The organism is Rhodococcus sp. LMD (genome assembly GCF_056108245.1).
In genome coordinates this window covers 5,032,267-5,055,927 of sequence record NZ_CM148557.1, presented here as the reverse complement: position 1 = coordinate 5,055,927, position 23,661 = coordinate 5,032,267, and the positions used below count along the sequence as shown (strand labels likewise).

General features: G+C 69.4%; 21 protein-coding genes. 18 read left to right on the top strand and 3 right to left on the bottom strand.

From position 1 onward, the window contains the following. Positions 1-3: 3 nt before the first annotated feature. From ACWPQI_RS23155 to ACWPQI_RS23145, 3 genes are all read right to left on the bottom strand, one after another. A complete protein-coding gene (locus ACWPQI_RS23155; RefSeq protein WP_017680065.1) occupies positions 4-768 on the bottom strand; it encodes an SDR family NAD(P)-dependent oxidoreductase in 765 nt (254 codons plus the stop codon). 25 nt (positions 769-793) lie between these two features. After that, positions 794-1,969, bottom strand: coding sequence for a thiolase family protein (locus ACWPQI_RS23150; RefSeq protein WP_040271094.1), 1,176 nt, complete (start codon positions 1,967-1,969; stop codon positions 794-796). Positions 1,970-2,059: 90 nt separating this feature from the next. Then, the gene (locus ACWPQI_RS23145; protein WP_040271093.1) at positions 2,060-2,614 is read right to left on the bottom strand and encodes a nuclear transport factor 2 family protein; all 555 of its coding nucleotides are present in this window, start codon (positions 2,612-2,614) and stop codon (positions 2,060-2,062) included. A 224-nt stretch (positions 2,615-2,838) separates the two neighbouring features. Between ACWPQI_RS23145 and ACWPQI_RS23140 the strand changes: the two genes are divergently transcribed. The 18 genes from ACWPQI_RS23140 to ACWPQI_RS23055 all read left to right on the top strand — a co-directional run bounded on the left by ACWPQI_RS23140 (position 2,839) and on the right by ACWPQI_RS23055 (position 23,438). Further along, the gene (locus ACWPQI_RS23140; protein WP_048771423.1) at positions 2,839-4,002 is read left to right on the top strand and encodes an acyl-CoA dehydrogenase family protein; all 1,164 of its coding nucleotides are present in this window, start codon (positions 2,839-2,841) and stop codon (positions 4,000-4,002) included. A gap of 43 nt (positions 4,003-4,045) precedes the next feature. Next, positions 4,046-4,819: an SDR family NAD(P)-dependent oxidoreductase gene (locus ACWPQI_RS23135; RefSeq protein WP_228287231.1), complete on the top strand. Its 774-nt coding sequence runs from the start codon at positions 4,046-4,048 to the stop codon at positions 4,817-4,819. A 28-nt stretch (positions 4,820-4,847) separates the two neighbouring features. Beyond that, entirely contained in the window at positions 4,848-5,873 is a 1,026-nt protein-coding gene (locus ACWPQI_RS23130) for an LLM class flavin-dependent oxidoreductase (protein WP_003938470.1), read from the top strand. Further along, entirely contained in the window at positions 5,873-7,543 is a 1,671-nt protein-coding gene (locus tag ACWPQI_RS23125) for an AMP-binding protein (protein WP_010594034.1), read from the top strand. The genes ACWPQI_RS23130 and ACWPQI_RS23125 overlap by 1 nt, the downstream gene beginning before the upstream one ends. Positions 7,544-7,563: 20 nt before the next feature. Then, positions 7,564-8,730, top strand: coding sequence for an acyl-CoA dehydrogenase family protein (locus ACWPQI_RS23120; protein ID WP_003938468.1), 1,167 nt, complete (start codon positions 7,564-7,566; stop codon positions 8,728-8,730). A 9-nt stretch (positions 8,731-8,739) separates the two neighbouring features. Continuing rightward, positions 8,740-9,630: an HpcH/HpaI aldolase/citrate lyase family protein gene (locus tag ACWPQI_RS23115; protein ID WP_010594033.1), complete on the top strand. Its 891-nt coding sequence runs from the start codon at positions 8,740-8,742 to the stop codon at positions 9,628-9,630. Beyond that, positions 9,630-10,097 (top strand): MaoC family dehydratase, encoded by a 468-nt coding sequence (locus tag ACWPQI_RS23110; protein ID WP_003938466.1) that lies wholly within the window; start codon positions 9,630-9,632, stop codon positions 10,095-10,097. Before ACWPQI_RS23115 ends, ACWPQI_RS23110 begins: the two co-directional genes overlap by 1 nt. A gap of 1 nt (position 10,098) precedes the next feature. Then, the gene (locus tag ACWPQI_RS23105) at positions 10,099-11,580 is read left to right on the top strand and encodes an aldehyde dehydrogenase family protein (RefSeq protein WP_010594032.1); all 1,482 of its coding nucleotides are present in this window, start codon (positions 10,099-10,101) and stop codon (positions 11,578-11,580) included. Positions 11,581-11,653: 73 nt separating this feature from the next. Further along, entirely contained in the window at positions 11,654-12,865 is a 1,212-nt protein-coding gene (locus ACWPQI_RS23100) for a CaiB/BaiF CoA transferase family protein (RefSeq protein ID WP_010594031.1), read from the top strand. 129 nt (positions 12,866-12,994) lie between these two features. Continuing rightward, on the top strand, positions 12,995-14,317 hold the full coding sequence (locus ACWPQI_RS23095; RefSeq protein ID WP_248957382.1) for an acyclic terpene utilization AtuA family protein: 1,323 nt from the start codon (positions 12,995-12,997) through the stop codon (positions 14,315-14,317). After that, the gene (locus ACWPQI_RS23090; protein WP_010594029.1) at positions 14,314-14,631 is read left to right on the top strand and encodes an AtuA-related protein; all 318 of its coding nucleotides are present in this window, start codon (positions 14,314-14,316) and stop codon (positions 14,629-14,631) included. Before ACWPQI_RS23095 ends, ACWPQI_RS23090 begins: the two co-directional genes overlap by 4 nt. Further along, positions 14,631-16,112 (top strand): aldehyde dehydrogenase family protein, encoded by a 1,482-nt coding sequence (locus ACWPQI_RS23085; RefSeq protein WP_474738517.1) that lies wholly within the window; start codon positions 14,631-14,633, stop codon positions 16,110-16,112. The genes ACWPQI_RS23090 and ACWPQI_RS23085 overlap by 1 nt, the downstream gene beginning before the upstream one ends. Continuing rightward, positions 16,109-17,779 carry an AMP-binding protein gene (locus ACWPQI_RS23080; RefSeq protein WP_140189009.1) on the top strand — a complete coding sequence of 557 codons (1,671 nt, stop codon included), beginning with the start codon at positions 16,109-16,111 and terminating at the stop codon, positions 17,777-17,779. The genes ACWPQI_RS23085 and ACWPQI_RS23080 overlap by 4 nt, the downstream gene beginning before the upstream one ends. Then, complete coding sequence (locus ACWPQI_RS23075) at positions 17,764-18,840, top strand: LLM class flavin-dependent oxidoreductase (RefSeq protein ID WP_017679803.1); 1,077 nt, start codon at positions 17,764-17,766, stop codon at positions 18,838-18,840. Before ACWPQI_RS23080 ends, ACWPQI_RS23075 begins: the two co-directional genes overlap by 16 nt. Continuing rightward, a complete protein-coding gene (locus ACWPQI_RS23070) occupies positions 18,837-20,111 on the top strand; it encodes a cytochrome P450 (protein WP_474738516.1) in 1,275 nt (424 codons plus the stop codon). The genes ACWPQI_RS23075 and ACWPQI_RS23070 overlap by 4 nt, the downstream gene beginning before the upstream one ends. A gap of 231 nt (positions 20,112-20,342) precedes the next feature. Continuing rightward, positions 20,343-21,170, top strand: a complete 828-nt coding sequence (locus ACWPQI_RS23065; protein WP_017679801.1) for a mycofactocin-coupled SDR family oxidoreductase — start codon at positions 20,343-20,345, stop codon at positions 21,168-21,170. A 41-nt stretch (positions 21,171-21,211) separates the two neighbouring features. Further along, complete coding sequence (locus tag ACWPQI_RS23060; protein WP_048771434.1) at positions 21,212-21,739, top strand: nuclear transport factor 2 family protein; 528 nt, start codon at positions 21,212-21,214, stop codon at positions 21,737-21,739. Between the two features lie 22 nt (positions 21,740-21,761). Beyond that, a complete protein-coding gene (locus ACWPQI_RS23055) occupies positions 21,762-23,438 on the top strand; it encodes an FAD-dependent oxidoreductase (protein WP_304433641.1) in 1,677 nt (558 codons plus the stop codon). Positions 23,439-23,661: the final 223 nt, after the last annotated feature.

Genomic DNA, 23,661 nt, shown 5'->3' with positions numbered 1-23,661 from the left:
CTCCTATCGGGGCTGCATGCGGATCGCACCGTCGATGCGGATCGTCTCGCCGTTGATCATCGCGTTGTCCACGATCGACAGGGCGAGCTTCGCGTACTCGTCGGGCTGCCCGAGCCGGGCGGGGTGCGGGGTCTGGGCGGCGAGACCGTCGCGGATCTCCTGCGAGAACCGGGACAGGATCGGCGTGTCGAAGGTTCCGGGGGCGATGCTGTTGACCCGCACCAGCTTCCGCGAGAGGTCACGGGCGGCGACGAGCGTCATGCCGACGACTCCGGCCTTGGCGGAGGCGTAGGGGATCTGGCCGATCTGCCCCTCCCAGGCTGCGACCGACGCGGTGAGGACGACGACGCCGCGTTCGCCGTCGACGGGTTCGTTGTTCACCATCCGGGCCGCCGACAGGCGCAGCACGTTGAACGAGCCGATCAGGTTGATCCGGATCAGGTTCTCGTACATGTCGAGCGAGCCGGGGGTGCCGTCCTTCTCGACGACGCGGACGGTGCCGCCGCGGCCGGCGCAGTGCACGACGGCGCGGAGGGGAGCACGTTCCTCGGCCGCGTCGAGCGCGCGGTTCACCGCGTCGGGATCGGTGACGTCGGCCGGGGCGAACACGGCGAGCTCACCGAGTTCCTTGGCGACGACCTCCCCGTCCGAGGTGGGCAGGTCGAGGATCACCGTCGGCACGCCGAGGCCGACGAAGCGCTTGACGGTGGCCAGGCCGAGGCCGGAGGCCCCGCCGGTGACGACCGCCGATCCGTTGGTCATGTCCATGACTTCTCCTGTCTGCAAAAGGAATTCAGAGTCGTTCCACGATCGTCGCGTTGGCCATGCCGCCGGCCTCGCACATGGTCTGCAGGCCGTAGCGGCCGCCGGTGCGTTCGAGGTGGCTGATCAGCGTGGTCGCCAGCCGGGCCCCGGACGCGCCCAGCGGGTGCCCGAGGGCGACGGCGCCGCCCACCGGGTTCAGGACGTCGTCGGACGCACCGATCTCGCGCTGCCAGGCGAGGGGGACGGACGCGAACGCCTCGTTGACCTCGAAGGCGGCGATGTCTGCGACCGACAGGCCGGCCCGCGCGAGGACCTTCTCGGTGGCGGGAATGGGGCCGGTGAGCATGAGGGTGGGATCGTCACCCACGACGGCGGAGGCCACGATCGCGGCCCGGGGGCGCAGACCGAGGGCGGCGGCTTTCGCCTCGGACATGATCAGCAGGGCGGACGCGCCGTCGGAGATCTGCGAGGAGTTGCCTGCGGTGACCTTCCAATCCAGGTCGGGGAAGCGCTCACGCCAGGTGTCGGTGCCGAAGGCCGCGGGCAGTCCGGCGAGGCGCTCGGCGGTGGTGCCCTCACGGATGGTCTCGTCGGCGGTGACCACCCCGGTGGGGGTCGTGACGGGGACGATCTCGCCGTCGAACCATCCGGCGGCACGGGCGTGTGCGGCGCGCTCGTGCGAGCGGGCCGAGTACTCGTCCAGCTCGGCCCGGCTCAGGGCCCACTTCTGCGCGACGAGTTCCGCCGCGATGCCCTGCGGGACGAGATCGGGGAAGCGCCCGCGGACGGCGGGGCCGTGCGGGTCCTTGCCCATCGCCGCCGATCCCATGGGGACCCGGCTCATCGATTCGACGCCGCCGGCGACGACGATGTCGTACGCCCCGGCGGCGATGCCCTGGACCGCGAAGTCGATCGCCTGCTGCCCCGAGCCGCACTTGCGTTCGACGGTCACCGACGGCACGTGGGTGGGAAATCCGGCCGCGAGCAGGGCCTGCCGGCCCGGCGTGGCGGACTGTTCGCCGGACTGGTTGACGCAGCCGATGACGACGTCGTCGATCAGCCCGGGGTCGAGGTCGTTGCGGGCGACCAGTCCGGCCAGGACCTGGCCGAGCAGATCGCTGGGGTGCACGCCGGCCAGAGCGCCCTGCGCTCTGCCCCGGCCGACGGGGGACCGGACGGCATCGACGATGACGGCGCGGGTCATGGGCTCTCCTCCACTCGCGGGACTAATTCATGATGATGGTTACTATAGACCACGACCCTACGCCCGATATGGCGTGCATCACACCGAGGGTCACCGGTAGGTGGACCAGGTGGGCAGGCTTTCGGGGAAGTCGGCGCGCTGGGGGTGGGTGCCGGGCCACTGGATGCGTTCGGTCGTACACAGTCCTGCGTTCATCTTCTCGAACGGCACGGCGTACATGAACCGCAGGCTCCGTCGCCGGAACAGCCATCGGTCACGGTCGCGGACGTACTCGTCGGAGTACCGGTACGCAGCCATCACGAGCGTGCCGTCGAGTGCGAGTTCGGCTCTGCCCGTGAGCAATCCGCGAGCAGTGTCACCGTCGACGCAGATCTGGTCGCTGAGCGGGGAGTGCAGGGTCAGGCTGTACCTGTCCATGGCGGCGACGTAGAACTCGCGGATCTCCTCGTGCCCGTGGGCGACGGAGCCGGCCCGTTCGAATTCGCCGTCCTCGGTGAACAGCGACAGCAGCGTCTCGATGTCGTGATCGTCCACCGCGATGGCGTAGGCGGCGACGAGGTCCTGGATGCGGGCGCGGTCCTCGAGTCGGGTGAGGCGGCGAGCCAGCTCCTCGAGGGTGCCGGGACGCGGATCGACGGTCGTCATGTGACCTCCCTGAATGATGATAACGATTGTGATGTATTACACATCATGACGTGCAGTCGGGGAAGGGTGACGCTCCTGCGGTGCCGCACGACACGAGAGAAGTGCGGGGCAACCCGTTGCCTCTTAATCATTATCATGGTTAGTATGTGAGTCATCGAACTGAGTGACCTTGACCACACCTGGCGGGCGCTTTAGGTTAATGATGAACACAGAAAGGTGGGGACATGGCGAAAGCGCACGTCGACGACGAGCTCCGGGACATCCGTGCGGCCGCGGCGACCGTAGCCCGGGAGCGCTACGCACCGAAGGCTGCGCAGTGGGATCTCGAACGCACCGCCTTCCCGCACGACGAGCGCCGCTTCCTCGGCGAACTGGGGTACCTCGGCATCTCGTTGCCGGAGGAGTACGGAGGCTCCGGCGCCCCGCTGTCCCACGCCCTGGCGGTGATCGAGGAGTTCGCGAAGGTCTGCCGGCCGGCGGCCTTCCAGATCTTCGAATCCAACACCGGGCCGGCTCAGGCCATCGCCCGACTCGGCACGGAACACCAGAAGAAGACGTTCCTGCCGCAGATCGTCGCGGGGGAGAAGACCATGGCGGTCGCGATCTCCGAGCCCGACGCCGGCTCCGCCGCCACCGACATGACGACCAAGGCCGTGCGCACCGACGAGGGTGTCGTGATCAACGGCATGAAGCGGTGGATTTCCAACGGTAGCGAGGCCGACGTCTACCTCACCTACTGCCGCATGGGCGACGCCCCCGGCGCCAAGGGCATCGGAGCAGTCCTCGTCGAGGCCGACCGGCCCGGCATCAGCTACGGCGCGCGCGAGAAGCTCATGGGCTTCCGGGGCATCCCGTCGGCCGACATCTTCTACGACGACGTGGTCGTCCCGGAGGAGAACATCGTCGCGGAGGCCGGTGGCTTCCGGAAGTTGTTCGGGGCATTCACCATCGAGCGCCTGGGCAACACGACCATGAGCCTGGCCATCGGACAGGAGGCGCTCGACCGCACCCTCACCTACGTGCAGGAGCGCCACCAGTTCGGCAAGCCGCTCGTGGAGTTCCAGTCCGTCCAGATGACCCTCGCCGACATGGTCCTGCAGGTCGAGGCCGCTCGCCTGCTCCGCGACCGCGCCGTCGCCAACATCACCGACGGCCTGCCCGACCCGCTCGAGGTCTCCCTCGCCAAGTGCACCGCCAACGAAATGGCCAAGCGCGTCACCGACCTGGCCATCCAGCTGCACGGCGGCAACGGGTACACCGAGGAGTTCGGAATCGAGCGGCTGCACCGCGATTCGCACGGGTGGGCGCTGGCCGGCGGCACACCGACCATGCAGCGCACCCGGATCGTCTCCGAGCTCCTCGGCCGCACGTTCGATCAGCGCGCCTGACACTGCAATCAACGAAGAACTTATCGAGAACGAGGTGAACGAAATGCTGGGTCGTTACGAGGGACGTATCGCCGCGATCATCGGCGGCGGTTCGGGCATGGGCCGCGCGATCAGTCATCGCATCGCCCAGGAGGGCGGTCACGTGTACGTCGCCGACCTGTCCGAGGACGGGGCGGTCGCCGTCGCCGAGGAGATCCGGGCCGAGGGTGGTCAGGCCACTCCGATGCGGGTGGACGCGACGAACACCGCCGATCTCCGCTCGCTGTTCGGCAAGATCGACGCCGACCACGGCGTCCTGCACGCACTGCACGCCCAGGTCGGCATGCCCGGCCCCGGCGGCCTCGACGTGGACGACGCGCAGTGGGAGAAGAACATCGCGGTCAACGTCAAGAGCGCGTACTACTCCACGACGCTCGGGTTCGAGCTGCTGAAGAAGGCCGAAGGCAAGGGGTCGGTGACGCTCACGTCGTCGACGTCGGCGCTCATCGGTTCGCCCTTCAGCCCGATCTACTCGATGACGAAGGGCTCGCTCGTCCCGTTCGGCCGCTCCCTCGCCCTGCTCGGCGCGAAGGACGGCATCCGCGTCAACGTCATCTGCCCGGGACAGGTCGTCACCCCGATGCTCTCGCAGTTCTTCGGCCGCGAGCCCGGCGCCGACGTCTCGGCTCTGACCAAGGACTTCGTCGCCACCATCCCGCTGGGCCGGGGCGCGCAGCCGGAGGAGATCGCCTCGGTGATCGCCTTCCTCAACAGTGACGATGCCAGCTACATCACCGGCGTGACCATTCCGGTCGACGGCGGACTCACCGCTCAGTAACGACCACTTCGACCGGGAGGACAGGACCATGGTTCAGGTCGGCTTGCTGCTCAGCGACGTTCCGAAGTCGGTGAGCCCCGCACAGCAGTTCAAGGATGTACTGCGCATCGTCGATGCGGCGCAGGAGAACGGCTTCACATACATCGCGATCGGTCAGCACTTCCTCTACGGGGAACTGCGGTGGCTGCAGCCCGTGCCGCTGCTCGCCCGCCTCGCCGCGCACGTCGAGCCGAACGTCAAGCTCGTCACCCAGATCATGATCGCGCCGCTGTACCACCCGGTGATGCTGGCCGAGGAGATCGCCACGCTCGACGTGGTCACCGAGGGCCGGTTGATCTTCGGTGCCGGGCTCGGCTACCGGCCCGAGGAATTCGACTACCTCGGCATCCCGTTCAAGCAGCGCGCCGGGCGGTTCGACGAGTCGCTGCAGATCATGAAGAAGCTGTGGACGGAGGAAGAGGTCACCTTCCACGGCAAGTACTTCCAGCTCGAGGGCGTCAAGCCGCACCTGTTCCCGGTGCAGGATCCGCACCCGCCGATCTGGATCGGTGCGCACGCGATGGGCGGTGTCCGCCGTGCCGGCAAGTACGGTGACGCCTACGCGACACCGCCGGAGACCCCGAAAGAGGAAGTGCTCGAACGCTTCCGGGTCGTCCGTGATCTCTTCGCCGAACGCGGCAAGGAATTCGGTCCCCAGCCGCTGCGCCGCAACGTGCTCGTCGCCGACACCCGCGAGCAGGCGATGCAGGAATACGCCCGGGTGGCGCAGGGCCGTTACCTCACCTACGCGAACAAGGGCCTCGACGTCATGAAGGGCACCGACCTCGAGAACGAGTTCGCGAAGGCGGTGTCGAGCCACGCCGTCGTCGGTGACCCCGAGCAGGTCGTCGCGCAGCTGACCGACCTGGTGACCACCATGCCGGTCGACCCGCTGCTGATGCGTCCGCAGTGGCCGACGATGGACGCGGACGAGACCATCGCGGCCATCGCCCGGCTCGGCAAGGAAATCGTTCCGTCGATCACCGCGATCCCCGCGAACCGGGAGTTGTCCTGATGCAGACCTACACCGACCTGAAACCGACCTTCACCGATCCGGAGGACTGGACGCTGAACCACGTGCTGCGCACGTACGCTGCGTCCCAGCCGGATTCGGAGTTCCTCGTCACACCGGAGGAGAATCGGCGCTTCACGTACGCCGAGATGCTCTCCTCCGCCGAGCGGATCGCGAGCACCTGGTACCGCACCGGTGCGCAGCAGGGCGAGCGCGTCGTCATCATGGCGCAGAACTCGTCCGAGCTCGTGCGCTCCTGGTTCGCCACGGCCGTCGGCGCGCTCGTCGAGGTGCCGATCAACACCAACTACGAGGGCGAGTTCCTCCGTCACCAGGTGGTGACCGTCGAGCCGCGGTGGGCGGTGATCGACGACACCTACGCCGAACGCTTCGTGACGATCGCCGAGCATGCGCGCGGCATCGAGAAGTTCTGGGTGATCGACTCGGGCACCGGAAACCGGGACCGCGCAGTCGACCTGCTGCGCGCCCACGGGTGGGACGCCGAAGCGTGGGAGACGCTGGAATCGGGCGAGGTGCAGGAGCTTCCGCAGGCCCGGCCCCAGGATCTCGGGGCGATCTTCTTCACCTCCGGGACCACCGGCCCGTCCAAGGGCGTGGCCATGCCGAACTCGCAGTTGTACTTCTTCGCGCAGGAGGTGGTGTGCTTCACCCGGCTCACCCGGGAGGACACCTACCTCACCACCACCCCGCTGTTCCACGGCAACGCCCAGTTCATGGCGGTCTATCCCGCACTGGTGGCCGGCGCGCGGGCCGTGGTGCGACCGAAGTTCAGCGCGAGCCGCTGGATCGACCACGTGCGCGACGACGACGTCACCGTCACCAACTTCGTCGGGGTCATGATGGACTTCGCGTGGAAGCAGCCGCCGCGCGAGAACGACCTGGACAACCGCCTGCGCTGCGTGTACGCGGCGCCCACGGCGTCCTCGATCGTCGACGAGTTCAAGAAGCGCTACGGCATCGAGGCGTTCGTCGACGCGTTCGGGCTGACGGAGACCTGCGCACCGATCGTCGCGCCCTACGGGGTGCCCCGCCCGCCCGGCGCGGCGGGACTCGCCGCCTCGGAGTGGTTCGACATCCGCCTGGTCGATCCGGAGACGGACCGCGAGGTCGAGGTCGGGCAGGTCGGCGAGCTGGTCGTGCGTCCGGTGCAGCCGTGGACGTGCAGCATGGGGTACTACAACATGCCGGAGAAGACGCTCGAGGCGTGGCGCAACCTGTGGTTCCACACCGGCGACGCCCTCAAGAAGGACGAGGACGGCTGGTTCTACTTCGTCGACCGCTACAAGGACGCGTTGCGCCGGCGGGGCGAGAACATCAGCTCCTACGAGATCGAGCAGGCGGTCCTCGGTCACCCGGCCGTCGTCGAGTGTGCGGTGATCGGTGTCCCCGCCGACGTCGAGGGCGGTGAGGACGAGGTCCTCGCGACGGTGGTGGGCACCGGTGACGTCGGCCCGGAGGAGATCCTGGCCTGGTGCGACGGCCGGATTCCGGCCTTCGCGATCCCGCGCTACCTTCGATTCGTCGGCGAACTGCCGAAGACGCCGTCGGAGAAGGTCCGCAAGGCGGTCCTGCGCGAGGAGGGCATCACCCCCGACACCTACGACCGCACCGCGGTCTCCGACAGCGACCGCACCGCGGTTCCTGCGGTCTGACGGCAGGAAAGGCAACCGAGATGGACTACAGCAAGAACGAGACGCACGAGGAGATCCGGCGGGGGATCCGCGATCTGTGCAAGCGGTTCCCCGACGAGTACTGGGCCGAGCACGACGAGTCCCACGAGTTCCCGTGGGAGTTCTACAACGCCATGGCCGAGGGCGGCTGGATGGGTCTGACCGTCCCGGAGGAGTACGGCGGCGGCGGTCTCGGCGTCACCGAGGCCGCGATCGTCGAGCGGGAGATCGCCGCGTCCGGCGCCGGCATGGGCGGGTGCAGCGCGGTACACATCGGCATCTTCGGGTTCGAGCCGATCATCCACCACGGTTCCGAGGAGATGAAGCGCAAGTACCTGCCGCGCGTCGTCACCGGTGAGCTGCACACGTCGTTCGCCGTCACCGAGCCGGACGCCGGCACGGACACCACCAACATCCGCACCTTCGCCAAGAAGGTCGACGGCGGCTGGCTGGTGTCCGGCAAGAAGGTGTGGATCACCAAGGCGCAGGAGGCCGAGCGCATGCTCCTGCTGTGCCGCACCAGCCCCCGCGACGAGAACGCCAAGCGCACCGCCGGCATGACGCTGATGTTCGCCGAGATGGACCGCAGCAAGGTGCAGATCCGGCCGATCCCCAAGATGGGCCGCAACGCCGTCGACACCAACGAACTGTTCATCGACGAGCTGTTCGTCGCCGACGAGGACGTCGTCGGCGAGGTCGGGCACGGCTTCCGCACGATCCTCGGCGGCCTCAACGCCGAGCGGGTCATCTCCGCGAACGCCGCGCTCGGCATCGGTGAGGCGGCGCTGCGCCGCGGCGTCGACTACGCCAAGCAGCGCGAGGTCTTCGGCCGTCCCATCGGGCAGAATCAGGGCATCGCGTTCCAGCTCGCCGAGGCGCGCATCCGGCTCGACGCCGCCGAGGCGGTCCTGGACAAGGCGACGTGGATGGTCGATCAGGGACTGCCGTGCGGCCGCGAGGCGAACGCGGCGAAGTTCCTGTGCGCCGAGGCCGGCTTCTACGCCGCGGACGTGGCTCTGCAGACCCACGGCGGCTTCGGGTACGGCAAGGAGTTCCACGTCGAGCGGTACTTCCGCGAGGCCCGCCTCATGCGGATCGCGCCGATCAGCCAGGAGATGGTCCTCAACTACACGGCCGAGCACGTGCTGGGCCTGCCGCGAAGCTACTAGGAGGACGACGTGCAGCCGTATCGTTCGATCCTGTTCGTCCCGGGGCACCGCCCGAAGTGGGTGGACAAGGCGATCGCCGCCGGCGCCGACTGCGTGGTGCTCGACCTCGAGGACTCGGTGCCCGCCGCGGAGAAGGCGGCGGCCCGCGCGACCGTGGCCGAATCCATCGCCCGCGTGCGTGAAACGAACCGGGAAGTCGGGTTGTTCGTGCGGGTCAACCCGCTCGCGACCCGGCTGACCGGCGCCGATCTCGAGGCGGTCGTGGTGCCCGGGCTGACCGGAATCTTCGCCCCGAAGATCGAGCAGGCCACCGACGTCCTGCGCTACGACGCCCTGCTCGACCACTTCGAGATGCGAAACGGCGTCGACGGGCTCGAGTACATCGTCCCGGTCGAGACGGTGCGCGCCATCCACAACTGCCTCGAGGTGGCCACCGCATCGCCGCGCGTCGGTGCGATGATCGGTCCGTCCGCCGAGCACGCCGACATCGCCCGCGAGGTCGGCTACGAGTGGACCCCGGAGGGGCAGGAGACGCTCTACCTGCGCAGCCGGGTGCTGCTCGCCTGCCGGGAGGCCGGCATCCACGCCCTGACCGGTCTGTGGGAGGATCTCGAGAACCTGGACGGGCTTCGCGACTTCGCGGTGCGCGGCCGCCGGCTCGGGTTCCGCGGGATGATTGCGATCCACCCCTCCCACGTGGCCACCGTCAACGACGTGTTCAGCCCGTCGGAGCAGGACCTCGAGTTCTACCGCGGGCTCGCCGAGGCCTACGAGAAGGCGGAGGCGGAGGGCGTCGGTGCGCTGCGGTATCGCGGCCTGCACATCGACAAGGCCCACTACGACAAGGCAATTCAATGGCTCGAGCGAGCCGAGGCGATCCTACGGAGAGGTGAACGGTGATGCGCGGTCTGTACTTCGAGGAGTTCGAGGTCGGGAAGCACTACAAGCACTCGATGACCCGCACCGTCACCGAGATGGACAACGTGATGTTCACCTCGCTGACGATGAACATCCAGCCGCTGCACCTCGACGAGGAATTCTGCAAGACGACGATCCACAAGCAGCGGGTGGTGAACAGCCTGTTCACCGTCGCGCTGATCGGTGCGTTCCACGTTCCCGAGCTGACCATGGGGACCACCCTCGGGAACCTCGGCTACGACAAGGTCAAGTTCCCGAATCCGGTCTTCCACGGCGACACCCTGCGTGCGGAGACCACCATCCTGAAGAAGCGTGAATCCGAGAGCCGCACCGACAGCGGCATCGTGTGGTTCGAACACCGCGGCTTCAACCAGCGCGACGAACTGGTCTGCCTGCTCGAGCGCGTCGGCCTGATGGCCAAGCGCCCCACCACCGAGGAAGGTGCCTGAGATGACTGCAGCGCCCGAAACCGAATTCCCCTTGAAGGACTGGGTTCCCGAGACCCGGACCCTGCTGATCGGCGACCGGGAGGTCGAGCCGGCCGGTGACACGTGGGACGTCTACAACCCGGCCACCGAAGAGGTCATCGCCACCGTCGGCGGCGCCTCCACCGACCAGGTCGACGACGCCGTCGCCGCGGCCCGCGCCGCCTTCCCGGCCTGGTCGGCCCTGAGCGGCGAGGAACGCTCCCGCCACATCCACCGCTTCGCCGACGTGCTCGAGAAGGCCGCCGACCGGCTGCTGCCCTCGATCGTCAACGAGGTCGGTACCCCGGTCTCGCTCGCCGAGTACCTGCAGGTCAAGATGGCCGTCGACGAGCACCTCCGGTGGGCGGCCGAAGCGGCGAAGACCGACCGCACCGTCCACCTCGGCGAGTACGACAAGCCGGTGCCGACGATGAGCGACGTCGTGTACGAGCCGGTGGGTGTCGTCGCGGCGATCACCGGCTACAACTACCCGCTGAACCTGGCCATCTTCAAGTTCGGCGCCGCGCTCGCCGCCGGCTGCACCGTGGTGCTGCTGCCGTCCCCGCGCACCCCGCTGACCACCCTCTTCCTGGGCGATCTGATCCGCGAGGCCGGCCTGCCGCCGGGCGTGATGAACGTCGTCATCGGCGGCGCCGACGTCGGGCAGCGGCTGTCCTCGCATCCCGGCGTGGACCGGGTGTCCTTCACCGGATCCGACGGTGTGGGCGCGAAGATCATGGAGCAGGCCGCCGCGAACCTGGCCGGGGTGACCCTCGAGCTCGGCGGCAAGTCGCCGAACATCGTGCTGCCCGGTGTGGACGTGCAGAAGATCGCCGTCGAGATGCACCTGCGCTGGTCCCGCAACGGCGGGCAGGGCTGCGCGGCCCTCGCCCGGCTGCTGGTGCACGACTCGGTCTACGACGAGTTCCTCGAGGCCGGCGCGTCGGCATTCGACCAGATGGTCGTCGGCGACCCCTGGGACCGTGCGACGAACATCGGCCCGATGATCCGGCCCGACCACCAGAACCGCGTGCAGGGCTTCATCGACAGTGCGGCGGCCGAGGGCGGCAGGAAGCTGCTCGAGGTGACCAAGCCGGTGCCGGAGAAGGGCTGGTTCGTCAATCCGGTTCTGCTCGGCAATCTTCCGCACAATGCGCGTGCGGTGCAGGAGGAGATCTTCGGCCCCGTCGCGGTGATCCTGCCGTTCAAGGACACCGAGGAGGCCATCCGCCTCGCCAACGACACCCCCTTCGGTCTCGCCGCGAACGTCTGGTGCGACGACCCGGTCGAGGCGCGCCGCGTGGCCGAGAAGATCCGGGCCGGAACGGTGTGGATCAACGGCGGTGGCGCCATGCGTCCGGACGCGCCGTTCGGCGGCTACGGGCGCTCGGGCGTCGGCCGTGAACTCGGCGAGTGGGGGATGCGCGAGTACCTCGAGGTCAAGCACATCCAGTGGCGGATCTGATTCGCCGGCAAGGGATTCGGCACCATCGCATTCGGCCGGGCCGAATCGGACGACAAAGCTAGGAGAGACGACGATGAACGCATCCGCTGCGGGCCCGCTCGCGGGCGTCAAGGTGCTCGAACTGGGCACCATGTATGCCGCCCCCACCGCGGGGCGCATGCTCCGCGACTTCGGTGCCGAGGTGGTCAAGGTCGAGGATCCGACGACCGGCGACTTCGCGCGCCAGTGGGTTCCGCAGAAGGAGGGGCTGTCGCTGGGCTTCTCCCGGCTCAACGCCGGGAAGAAGTCCCTCGGCATCGACCTGCGTTCGCCGGAGGGGCGTGACCTGGTGCGCCGGCTCGCGGCCGAGGTCGACGTCGTCGTCGAGTCGTTCCGTCCCGGCCGGCTCGAGGAGTGGGGCCTGGGCTACGACGTGCTGAGCGCGGACAACCCGGGATTGGTGCTGGCCCGGGTGTCCGGGTTCGGGCAGACCGGGCCCAATCGGAGCCTGCCGGGCTTCGGCACCGTCGCCGAGACGGCCAGCGGTTTCGCCCACGTCAACGGCTGGCCGGACTCGCCGCCGACCTCCCCGCCGTTCGGGTTCGCCGATTCCATCGCCGGGCTGTCCGCCGCGATGGGCGTGGCGATGTCGCTGTACAAGCGGGAGCGCACCGGGCAGGGCGACGTCGTGGACGTCGCGCTGTACGAGCCGCTGATGTTCATCATCGGCGACATGTTCCTGCGCTACACCGCGCTCGGGGAGATCCAGCAGCGCATCGGCAACGCCACCGGCGCGGCGTCGCCGCGCGGCATCTACGAGGCCCAGGACGGGCGCTTCCTGTCCATCGCGGCGTCCAATCAGGGCATCGCCAAGCGGCTGTTCGCCGCGATGGGACGGCCCGAGATCATCGAGGATCCCCGCTACGCCACCAATGCCGCGCGTCTCGAGCACAACGACGAGGTGCAGGCGATGGTGAAGCAATGGGTCGGCTCGATGCCGCGGGCGAGCGTGCTCGAGACCCTGGAGAAGTTCGAGGTCGTCAGCGCGCCGGTGAACGATGCCGCGGACGTCGTCGCCGACCCGCACTTCCAGGAACGCACCCTCGTCGAGATCACGGGCAACGAGATCATGAAGGGCGTGCTGATGCCGGGACCGGTGCTGCACCTCGGCAGCTACGACGGCCCCGACTACGACGGGGTGCCCACCATCGGCGAGCACACCGCCGAGGTGCTCTCGGACCGGCTGGGGCTCACCGGGGACCAGCTTACGGCGCTCGCCGAGGCGGGCGTGATCGGCAAGTCCTGACAGTCGCACGGGCCGCAGTCCGAGAATCGATGCGGTGAACCGGAATCCGCCCACGACACGACGTGCGCGGATTCCGGTCGTGCGCACATTTCCGTGGTTCGCCGACGCACGCGACGAGACGAGGTAGCAGTGCATCTGAGTATCGGTTCGGGGTCGGCCTACGCCAACGACCGCCTCGAGACGGCGGCCGCCATGGCCGACAGCGGCCGGGTGCAGTACATGGGTTTCGACTGCCTGGCCGAACGCACGATGGCGCTGGCCCAGATCCGCCGCCTGCGCGATCCGTCGACCGGCCAGGACGAGCGCATCTCGGCCCTGGTGCCGATCCTGCGCCGATTCCTCGCATCGGGAGGCCGCGTCGTCGGCAACTTCGGTGCCGCCAATCCCGACGCCGCCGCAGCCGAATTCGCCGCGAACCTCCGCGCCCTGGGGCTCGGGGGAACCCGGATCGGCATCATCCGCGGCGACGACGTGCGGGCGGCCGTCACGGAAGCCGACGTCGCGCTCCCCGAACTCGGCACCACCACCCGGGCCGTCGCCGACCGGATCGTCTCCGCCAACGCCTACATCGGGGCCGACCCCATCGTCGACTGCCTCCAGCAGGACGCCCAGATCGTGCTCGGCGGCCGGATCGCCGACCCGTCCCTGTTCGTCGGGCCGATCTGCCACGAGCTGGGATGGTCGCTCGACGACTGGGACCGCGTCGGCACCGCGACCCTCGCCGGGCACCTGCTCGAGTGCGGCGTCCACAGCACCGGCGGCAACTTCGAGGACCCGCCCTACCGGGTCGTCCCCGACCCCCACAACCTGAGCTTCCCCCTCGCCGAGATCGACGACGACGAGCTGATCGTCACCAAGCTCGACGGCACCGGCGGCGCCGTCGACCTGCGCACCACCCGCACCCAGCTCTACTACGAGATCCACGATCCCGCTCGCTATCTCACGCCCGACGTGACCGCCGACTTCAGCGACGTCCGGATCGAACAGGCCGGGCCCGACCGGGTGCGCCTGTCCGGCGCCCGCGGCTCCGCCCGCCCCGACACCCTCAAGGTGCTCGTCGGCGTCGACCTCGGCTACAAGGCCGTCGCCGAGATCTCCTACGGCGGTCCGGGCTGCGTCGACCGCGCCCGGCGCGCCGAGGAGATCGTGCGCCGGCGCCTCGAACCGATCCGGGCGCAGATCGACGAACTGCGGATCGAACTGCACGGCGTCGACACCCTGTTCGGTGATCGCATCGCCGGCGGCGAGCCGGCCGAGGTCCGGCTGCGGCTCGCGGCCCGTGCGCTCGACCCCGACGTCGCCAAGGCCGCCGCGTACGAGGTCGAATACCTGTACTTCGGTCCCGCGGGCGGGGGTGGTGTGGTCACCTCGGTCGTCCCCGCCGTCGTCGTGACCCCCGCCCTGCTGCCCCGCAGCGATGTCCCCCTCTCCGTGGAGGTGACTACCGCATGAAACTTCGTGACGTCGCGTACAGCCGCTCCGGCGACAAGGGCGACACCAGCAACATCTGTGTGTTCCCGCACGACGACGCCGACTACGAGTGGCTCCGGTCGGTGCTCACCGAGGACGTCGTCGCGAAAGCCTTCGGCGATCTCGTCCAGGGCGAGGTGATCCGCTACGAGATCCCGGTGAACTGCTGCCTGAACTTCGTCCTCACCCGCGCGCTCGCGGGCGGCGTCTCCAAGTCCCTTCGGGTGGATCCGCACGGAAAGTCCTACCAGTCCCTGATTCTCGACATCGACGTACCCGGACGCGAGGAGAAGTGATGATCGACGATCTGTTCGCGCGGGTGGCCCAGGGTCCGTCCGTGCACGTCGGTGGCGGATGGGAGAGCGGGCGGGGTGAGACGTTCGACTCGATCGATCCCGCCACCGAGGAGGCGCTGGCCCGGTGGACCGGCGCCGACCGGGAACAGACCGAACGCGCGGTCACGGCCGCCCGGCACAGCTTCGACGCCGGGGAATGGCGGGCCGCGTCCCCGGACCAGCGCGCCAAGGTCCTGCGGCGGCTGGCCGAGCTGATCGACGAGCACGCCGATCAGCTCACCGGCCTGGTCGTGCGGGAGGTCGGATCACCCGTCGGTCTGGCCCGCACCCTGCAGGTCGCGCAACCGGCGATCAACTTCCGGTGGTTCGCCGACGCGGCGCTGCGCGGTCCCCGCGGCGGTTACCAGGAGCGGCTGCCCGGCATCCGCGGAGCGGTGTCGTCCGAGAGCCTGCTGCTGCGCGAACCGATCGGGGTGGTGTCGGCGATCGTCCCGTACAACTACCCGCTGAACATGATCTCGTGGAAGGTGGCACCCGCGCTCGCCGCCGGCTGCAGCGTCGTGCTGCTGCCCTCGCCGCGGGGCACGCTGTCCGCGCTGGCCTTCATGCATCTCGCCGCCGAGGCCGGCCTGCCGCCGGGTGTGCTGAATCTGGTGCCGGGCGGGGCGGACGTGGGCGAAGTGCTCACCAGGCACCCCGGCGTCGACATGGTGAGCTTCACCGGATCCTCCGCCGTCGGCGCGACCGTGATGGCACAGGCCGCGGCCACGCACAAGAAGGTCGTCCTCGAGCTCGGCGGCAAGTCCCCCAACATCCTGCTCCCGTCGGCGGACCTGTCCGCCGCCGTGGGGCCGTCGATCCTGCGGTTCTGCCGCAACGCGGGCCAGGGCTGCGGTGCCACCACCCGGATCCTCGTACCACACGACCGGATCGACGAATTCCTGGATCTGGCCGCCGGTTTCATCGAGGAGAACGTGCCGACCGGCGACCCGTGGGACGAGCGCACCGAGGTGGGTCCGCTGATCTCCGCCGAGCATCTCGCCCGCGTGCTCGGCTGCCTCGACCGCACCGTCGCCGCCGGCGGCCGCGTCGCGGTCAGTGGCGAGCGACCGGTGGGCAAGGGCTGGTTCCTGCCGCCCACTCTGGTGACGGGCGTGGACAATTCCGCCGAGATCTCCCGGGAGGAATTGTTCGCCCCCGTCGCGGTGGTCCTGCCGTACCGGGACGTCGACGAGGCCGTGGCCATCGCCAACGACTCACCGTACGGGCTCAACGCGAGCGTCTTCGGTGATCACGCGGAGGCGGTGGCCGTGGCTCAGCGCCTCGACACCGGCACCGTCGCGATCAACGGCGGCGGCCCGATGCGGGCCGACGTGCCGTGGGGCGGATCGAAGCGCAGCGGTACCGGCGTCGAGATGGGTGAGGACGGATTCCTCGAGTTCTTCCGCGTCAAGCACCTGAACTGGCAGGTGCCGGCATGACGTCCGAAGCCCCGACGCCCCCGCGGGCTCCCGCATACCCGATCCTCGACCGCCCGGCGACGGATCGCGCGCTCGGTGCGTACACCGGCGACCGCACGGTGCCGTGGCTGCTCGACCGGTGGCGCACCGACCGGCCGGACAAGACCTTCCTCGTCTGGGAGCCGCATACCGGCGCCGGGGCACAGCGCTGGACCTACGCGGAATTCGGCGCCGCAGTCGATCGGCTCGCGGCTGGACTGCAGGCCCGCGGCATCGCACCCGGCGACCGTGTGGTGCTGCTGATGGACAACTGCCCCGACTTCCTCGTCGGATGGGCAGCGATCGTGTCGGCCGGCGCGGTCGCGGTGTGTCTCAACACCCGCAGCAGCGCCGACGAACTCGCCTACTACGACCGGCACTGTGCGCCTCGCGCCGCGCTGGCCGGAACCGGTCTGGCGGAGATCGCTCGGGACGCCATGCCCGGGCTCGAGTGGATCGCCGCGTCCGGCGGCACCGACAGCCTCGTCGTCCCGCCCGTGGCGTCCCCGGCGCCGACCGGAACGACCTGCGCTCTGGGCGAGCTGAGCGGAACCGGCGTGGCGCCGGCACCGGTGTCCGTCGATCCGCTCGCGCCCGCGAGCATCCAGTACACCTCCGGGACGACGGCGCGACCGAAGGCCGTGGTCTGGACGCACGCCAACTGCCTGTGGGCCGCCCAGGTCAATTCCGCGCACGCCGGTCTGCGTGGGACCGACGTCGGGCTGATCACCCTGCCGCTGTTCCACACCAACGCCCTGGGGTACTCCTTCCTGGGACTGCTGTGGGTCGGCGCCACCGCGGTGCTGACGCCGAAGTTCTCCGCGTCCCGCTTCTGGGACGTCTCGCTCCGGCACCGGTGCACGTGGGCGTCGGTGGTGTCGTTCATGCTCCGCGCCCTGGCCGGCGCGCCGGTCCCGCCCGACCACACCTACCGGCACTGGTCGGGCAGCGCGGCCCAGCGGCCGGTGAGCGGCAGGATCCGCACGACGGGCTGGTTCGGCATGACGGAAACCGTCTCGCACCCCGTCGTCAGCGAACTGGCCCATCCCGACCCCGACGGGACGATGGGACGTGCGGCACCCGAGTACGCCGTCGCCGTCGTCGGCGCCGACGGTCGTCCCGTGGAGCCGGGCACGGTGGGGGAGCTGTGGGTGCGGGGTACGCCGGGGGTGTCCCTGTTCGCCGGCTATCTCCACGACGACGACGCCACGCGCGCGGCCTTCACCGCCGACGGATGGTTCCGCACCGGCGACCGGGTGCGCCAGGACCGGTCCGGTCAGTACTGGTTCGTCGAGCGATCCAAGGACATGCTCAAGGTCGGTGGGGAGAACGTCGCCGCCGCCGAGGTCGAACGCGTGGTCGCCACCGTGCCGGGGGTCCGGGAGGTCGCCGTCGTGGCGAAACCCGACCGCATGCTCGGCGACGTCCCGGTCGCGTTCGTGATCGCGGACGGCGCCGCGCCCGGCGACCTGCCCGCCGAGATCGACCGGGTGTGTGCCGAACTGCTGTCCGACTTCAAACGGCCACGTCAGATCCATCTGGTGCCGGAGTTCCCGCGCGCCACCCTGAACAAGGTCGCCAAGGCGAAGCTGCGGCACTGGCTCCTCGAGCCGCCTGCGGAAGCGAGGAAGACATGGACCTGGGTGTGATCCTCGGCGACGTGCACACCACGCTGTCGCCGCGCGAACACCTCGACGGACTGCTGCGACAGGTCGAGGCGGCGCAACGCAACGGTGTGCGCTACATCGTGATGGGCCACCACTACATCTACGGCAATCTGCGCTGGCTGCAGCCGATCCCCACGCTCGCCCGGATCGCGGCCGAACTGGACCCCGGCGTGAAGATCGGGACGATGGTGGTGCAGGTGCCGCTGTTCCATCCGGTCGCACTCGCCGAGGAACTCGCCACCCTCGACATCCTCACCCGCGGCAATCTCATCGTCGGTGCCGGCGCGGGGTACCGGCGTGAGGAGTTCACCGCCTTCGGTGTCGACTTCGATCAGCGGTTCGCGATGATGGACGAGGCGCTGCAGATCGTGCGGATGATGTGGACGCAGGACGAGGTCGACTTCCACGGCAGGTTCTGGCGTCTCGACGGCGTGAAGACCCACATCCGCCCCTGGCAGGACCCGCATCCGCCGATCTGGATCGGTGCGCTGCGGGATTCGGGTGTCCGGCGGTCCGCACGGCTGGGGGACGCGTGGCCGGTGACACCGGAGACACCGACCGAGGACATGCATCGCATGTTCGGCGTGTACGCGGCGGCCCGGCGCAGGCACGGGCGACCGCCGGTCGCGCGGCATCCGCTGCGCCGCGAGATCGTTCCCGGCGCCACCACCGAAGACGCGTTCCGGCGCTTCGAATTCATGGCACGGGACCGCCTCCTGGCCTACGCCCAGCGCGAACTGGCCACGCGCGATGCCACCGCCCTCACCGACAGGTTCCGGCAGGTCGCCGCGAAGGAGGCGATCATCGGTACCGCCGACGACTGCCTCGACCAGTTGCGCACCCTCGCGGCGCAGGTGCCCGTCGACCCGGTGATCGTCCGGGCCCAGTGGCCCGACATGACGGCCGACGACGTCGTCGCGTACCTCGACGATCTCGGCCGGGACATCGTTCCCGGCATGCGGGAGATCGTGCCGGTCGACGCCCGCGCCGTGGTGGACCACTCGGAGATCCCGCACCCCGGCCCGACAGGAGCGCCCCGATGACGGTCGACGACCGAAGCGCCGAACGACATTGTCCCGTAGTCGACTTCGACCACAATTCGGCGTCGCACGCCGAGGACACGGTCGGCTCCTACCGGCGGTTGCGGGAAGCGGGACCGGTGATCCGGTCCACCCGGCACGGGGGCTTCTGGGTACTCACCGACTACGAGGGCGTCTTCGAGGCCGCCCGCGAGGACCAGGTCTTCTCGTCCGCGCGGTGCCCCTACGGTGGCGAGGGCCTGGCCACCGTCATCCCCAAGACGCCGGTGAACCACCACATCCCCGTCGAACTCGACCCTCCGGAACATCGGAAGTACCGCAAGCTGATCAACCCGCTCACCGCCCCGGCAGCGGTCGAGCACCTGCGGCCGGTGATCGAGAAGTACACGACGCGGTTCCTCGACGACGTGATCGAGGACGGCGAGTGCGACTTCGCGACGGTCATCGGTGTTCCCGCGGTGGTGACGATCGACTGGCTCGGTCTGCCTCCCGAGGACTGGGAACGGTACGCGCACGCGCATCACGCCGCGCTGTCCGACCGACCCGGAACGCCGGAGTTCGAGCACGCGATCGCCGTCGAGTTTCCTTGGATGGAGGAACAATTGCGCGCCGCGATCGCCGAGCGGCGTACGTCTCCGCGGGAGGACGTGCTCAGTCGTCTCGTGGGCTCGGAGGTGGACGGCCGGCCGGTCACGGACGACGAGGTCTTCGCCATCGCCGAACTGCTCGTCTCCGGCGGCGTGGGTACCACCGCCTCCCTCGTCAGCCAGACTCTCATGTACCTCGACCGTCATCACGACCTGCGCCGCACCCTGGCCTCGCATCCGGAGAAGCTGCCGCGCGCGATCGAGGAATTCCTGCGGGTCTTCTCGCCCACACAGGCGCTGGCCCGCACCGTCACCCGGGACGTGGAGTTCCGCGGGCACGACTTCCGCACGGGCGACCGCGTGCTCCTCGGCTGGGCGTCGGCGAATCGCGACCCGAAGGCGTTCGAGGACCCGGACACCGTGGACATCGAGCGGTGGCCGAATCGGCACACGGCGTTCGGGATGGGTGTGCACCGATGCGCGGGCGCACACATCGCCCGTGCCCTGTCGCTCGAGCTGCTCGGTCAGATCCTGAGCCGCATGCCGGACTACGAGATCCTGCACGACGAGGTCGTGCCGTTCCCGCATCAGGCGGTCAATCCGGGGTGGAAGCGCATCCCCGCGCGCTTCACGCCGGGCCGGCGCCGCGGAGCCCGTGCTGCGGGCGATCTGCGAAATCCCCACTGAACGACGGCCGTACGGCGCGTGTCCGTCGGCCGGAACGGTCGCTCCGGCCGGCATGCTTCCCGGGTTCTGCCGTTGACTCACCGGGGTGTGATGTGAGCATAATCATATGCACAGATTTCTTCCGCTGTTGTCTTCGCGCAGTTCCCGGCGCGGTGCGCCACCGGCGATCGACGCCGGTACGTCACGACCACCCCGTCCGGGACGCGAACCGAACACCGAAAGGCTTACACCGTGGGATTCGACGGCATGGTTGCATTCGTCACCGGTGCGGCGAGAGGGCAGGGACGCAACCACGCGGTGCGCCTCGCCCGGGAGGGCGCCGACATCATCGCACTCGACCTGTGCGCGCCGGTGCAGGGTGCCCCGTACGACATGGCCACCCGGGCGGACCTCGACGAGACGGTCCGGCTGGTGCAGGCCGAGGGGAGGCAGATCGTCGCCGCCGAAGCGGACGTGCGGGATTCGGCAGCGGTCGCAAAGGCCGTGGCGGCGGGCGTCGAACGGTTCGGCCGCCTCGACGTCGTCGTCGCCAACGCGGGGATCGCCGGCAGCTATCCGGTCGAGGATCTCACCGACGACATCTGGCGCGACATGATCGACATCAACCTCACCGGCGTGTGGAACACGGTGAAGGCCTCCGTCCCGCACCTGCGGGCGGGCGGCCGCGGCGGCAGCATCGTGCTGATCAGTTCCATCGCGGGACTGAAGGGGCTGCCGAACAACGCCCACTATGCCGCTGCCAAGCACGGTGTGCTGGGCGTGATGCGCAGCCTCGCCAACGAACTCGGACCCGAGGGCATTCGGATCAACGCGGTCCTGCCGACCAACGTCGAGACCCGGATGCTGCTCAACGACGCGATCTACAAACTGTTCCTGCCGGACGAGGTGCAGCCCACCCGCGAGCAGGTCGAACCCCTGCTGCACGGCATGCACGCCCTCGACGTCCCGTTCGTGCAGCCCGACGACGTCAGCAACGCCGTCCTGTTCCTCGCCGGATCCCAGTCCCGCTACGTCACCGGCATCACGATGCCGATCGACGCCGGCGCGTTGGTGAAGTAGTGCCGGGCCCCGACATGCCCTCAGCGACGGGAGGATTCGACATGCGCGATACCCGGGACCGCCACCCGCGACGGACGGCGGACGTCCTCGAGATCCGCGAACTGGCCACACGGTACGCCCTGGCCGTCGACGACCACGACATGGCGACGCTGGCCGCCCTGTACACGCCCGAGGCCGCATTCTGCGGCCTGACCGAGACGCTGCGCGGACGGGACGCGATCGTCGCCTACGTGCGGACCGCGCTCGACGGCTACGACGGCGTCAGCGTGCACACCCCGCACCCCGGCACGGTGGATTTCACCGGCGAGGACACGGCACGCGGCATCGTGCCCTGCCATGTCGAGTTCGCCCGGGCGGGCGTGCAGAGCATCCTCGCACTCCGGTACCACGACCGCTACGTCCGGCAGGACGGCCGCTGGTACTTCGGTGAACGCCGGCTCGAGGTCCGGTACGCGACACCGACCACCGACTACGGGACGGTTCTCACCGCTGCGACAGCACCCGAGCCCTCGCGTCCCACCACGCAGGACGGACAGCGTCGACCGAGTCCGTCCGCCGTCGTCGACTGAACCACCCGAGAGAGGGATTGCGATGCAACACAACGAAGAAACGGCCGAGTACGACGTCGTCGTGCTCGGCAGCGGAGCCGCCGGACTGTGCGCCGCGCTGTCGGCTGCCCGGAGCGGCGCCCGGGTGGGCGTGTTCGAGAAGGGCGAACTGCTCGGCGGCACCACGTGCTTGTCGAGCGCCGTGGCGTGGCTGCCGAACAACCGGTACGCGCGGGAGGCGGGAATTGCCGACTCGCGTGAGGGGGCCCTCGCCTACCTCGAGTCGTTGTCGCACGGGATGATCCTGCCCGAACTCGCCGAGGCGTTCGTCGACACGGTTCCCGAACTGCTGGAGTGGCTCGACACCACCCCGCTGAAGATGCGCCTCGTCGCCGGGTACCCCGACTACCACCCCGAGCGGCCGGGTGGCATGCCGCACGGCGGACGCTCGCTCGAACCGGAGTTGTTCAGCTTCATCGACCTCGGGCGGTGGGAGGACAAGCTCGTCGGGGTCCCGCGGCGTATGACGGTCACGGAGACCCCCATCGGCGGTGGCACCGGCCACCTTCCGGCCGACGTGCAGGAGCAGCGCGAGCGCGACCACGTGGAGGGTCTCGGCCGTGGCATGGTCGCGGCCCTGCTCCAGGGCTGTCTCGACGAGGGCGTGGCGGTGCACACCGGCGAGCGCGGCGTGCGGCTGATCCAGGACGAGGCCGGCCGCGTCACGGGTGTGCGGTTCGAGGGGCGGGGCGGCCCGCACGACGTGCTCGCCGAGCACGGCATCGTCCTTGCCACCGGCGGCTTCGAATGGGACGAGCGTTTGCGGCGCGACTTCCTGCGGGGGCCGCTGGCGCACCCGGCCACGGTCCCCACGAGCACGGGGGACGGTCTGCGCATGGCGATGCGTGTCGGCGCGCAGCTCGGCAACATGCGCGAGGCATGGTGGGCGCCGGTCGCGGTGCTGCCCGGGCAGCGGGCGAACGGCGCGCAGGCGGTCCAGCTCGTACACCGGGAACGGACTGCGCCGCATTCGATCATGGTGAACCGGCACGGACGCCGGTTCACCAACGAGGCAACCAACTACAACGCCCTCGGCGGTGCGTTCCATCATCTCGACGCACACGACTTCGACTACCCGAACCAGCCCTGCTGGCTGATCTTCGACGCCGACCATGTCGAGAAGTACGGAGCGTTCGGGGCTGCGCCGGGTACGGAAGCGCCGGAGTGGGTGCTGCGTGCGGACACCCTCGCCGATCTCGCGCGGCAGATCGAGGTCCCCGCGGCCGCGCTCGAGTCGACGGTGGCCCACTGGAACGAGGACGTGCGACGGGGTCACGACAGCGAATACCACCGCGGCGAGAGCGTGTACGACGGCTTCGTCGGTGACAAGACCAAGTACCCGGGCGTGGAATCCACCCTGGGGCCTGTCGCGCGGGCGCCCTTCCACGCGGTGCAGATCCACAGCAGCACGCTCGGCACGAAGGGCGGCCCGCGCACCGACGCCGACGGCGCGGTCCTCGACGTCGACGATCGCGTCATCCCCGGGCTGTTCGCCGCGGGCAACGTCATGGCGGCCCCCACCGGGATGGTCTACGGCGGAGCCGGTGGAACGCTCGGTCCGGCACTGGTGTTCGGCTACCGAGCGGGCCGGGCCGCGGCGCGGGCGGCCGGATCCCCGTCCGAACCCGGCGGTGTCCTGAGGGAGCCGACGACGGTGTGACATTCGGCGGGCGGACCCCGCCGAACACCCGCGCACTTTCCGGTCAGACGCGACAGCAATTGCTGTTGCGTCTGACTGTTGTGCGCGCGGCTCCGGAACCTGTTCCGGCGCGGGACGTAGGTGTCCGACGATGGGGGACCTTCGGACCTTGTGGGCGCGCTAGCTAATAATGATAATAAGCATTAAGGTGCTCTTCGTCACAGTTCGAGCAGAAGAGGAGATC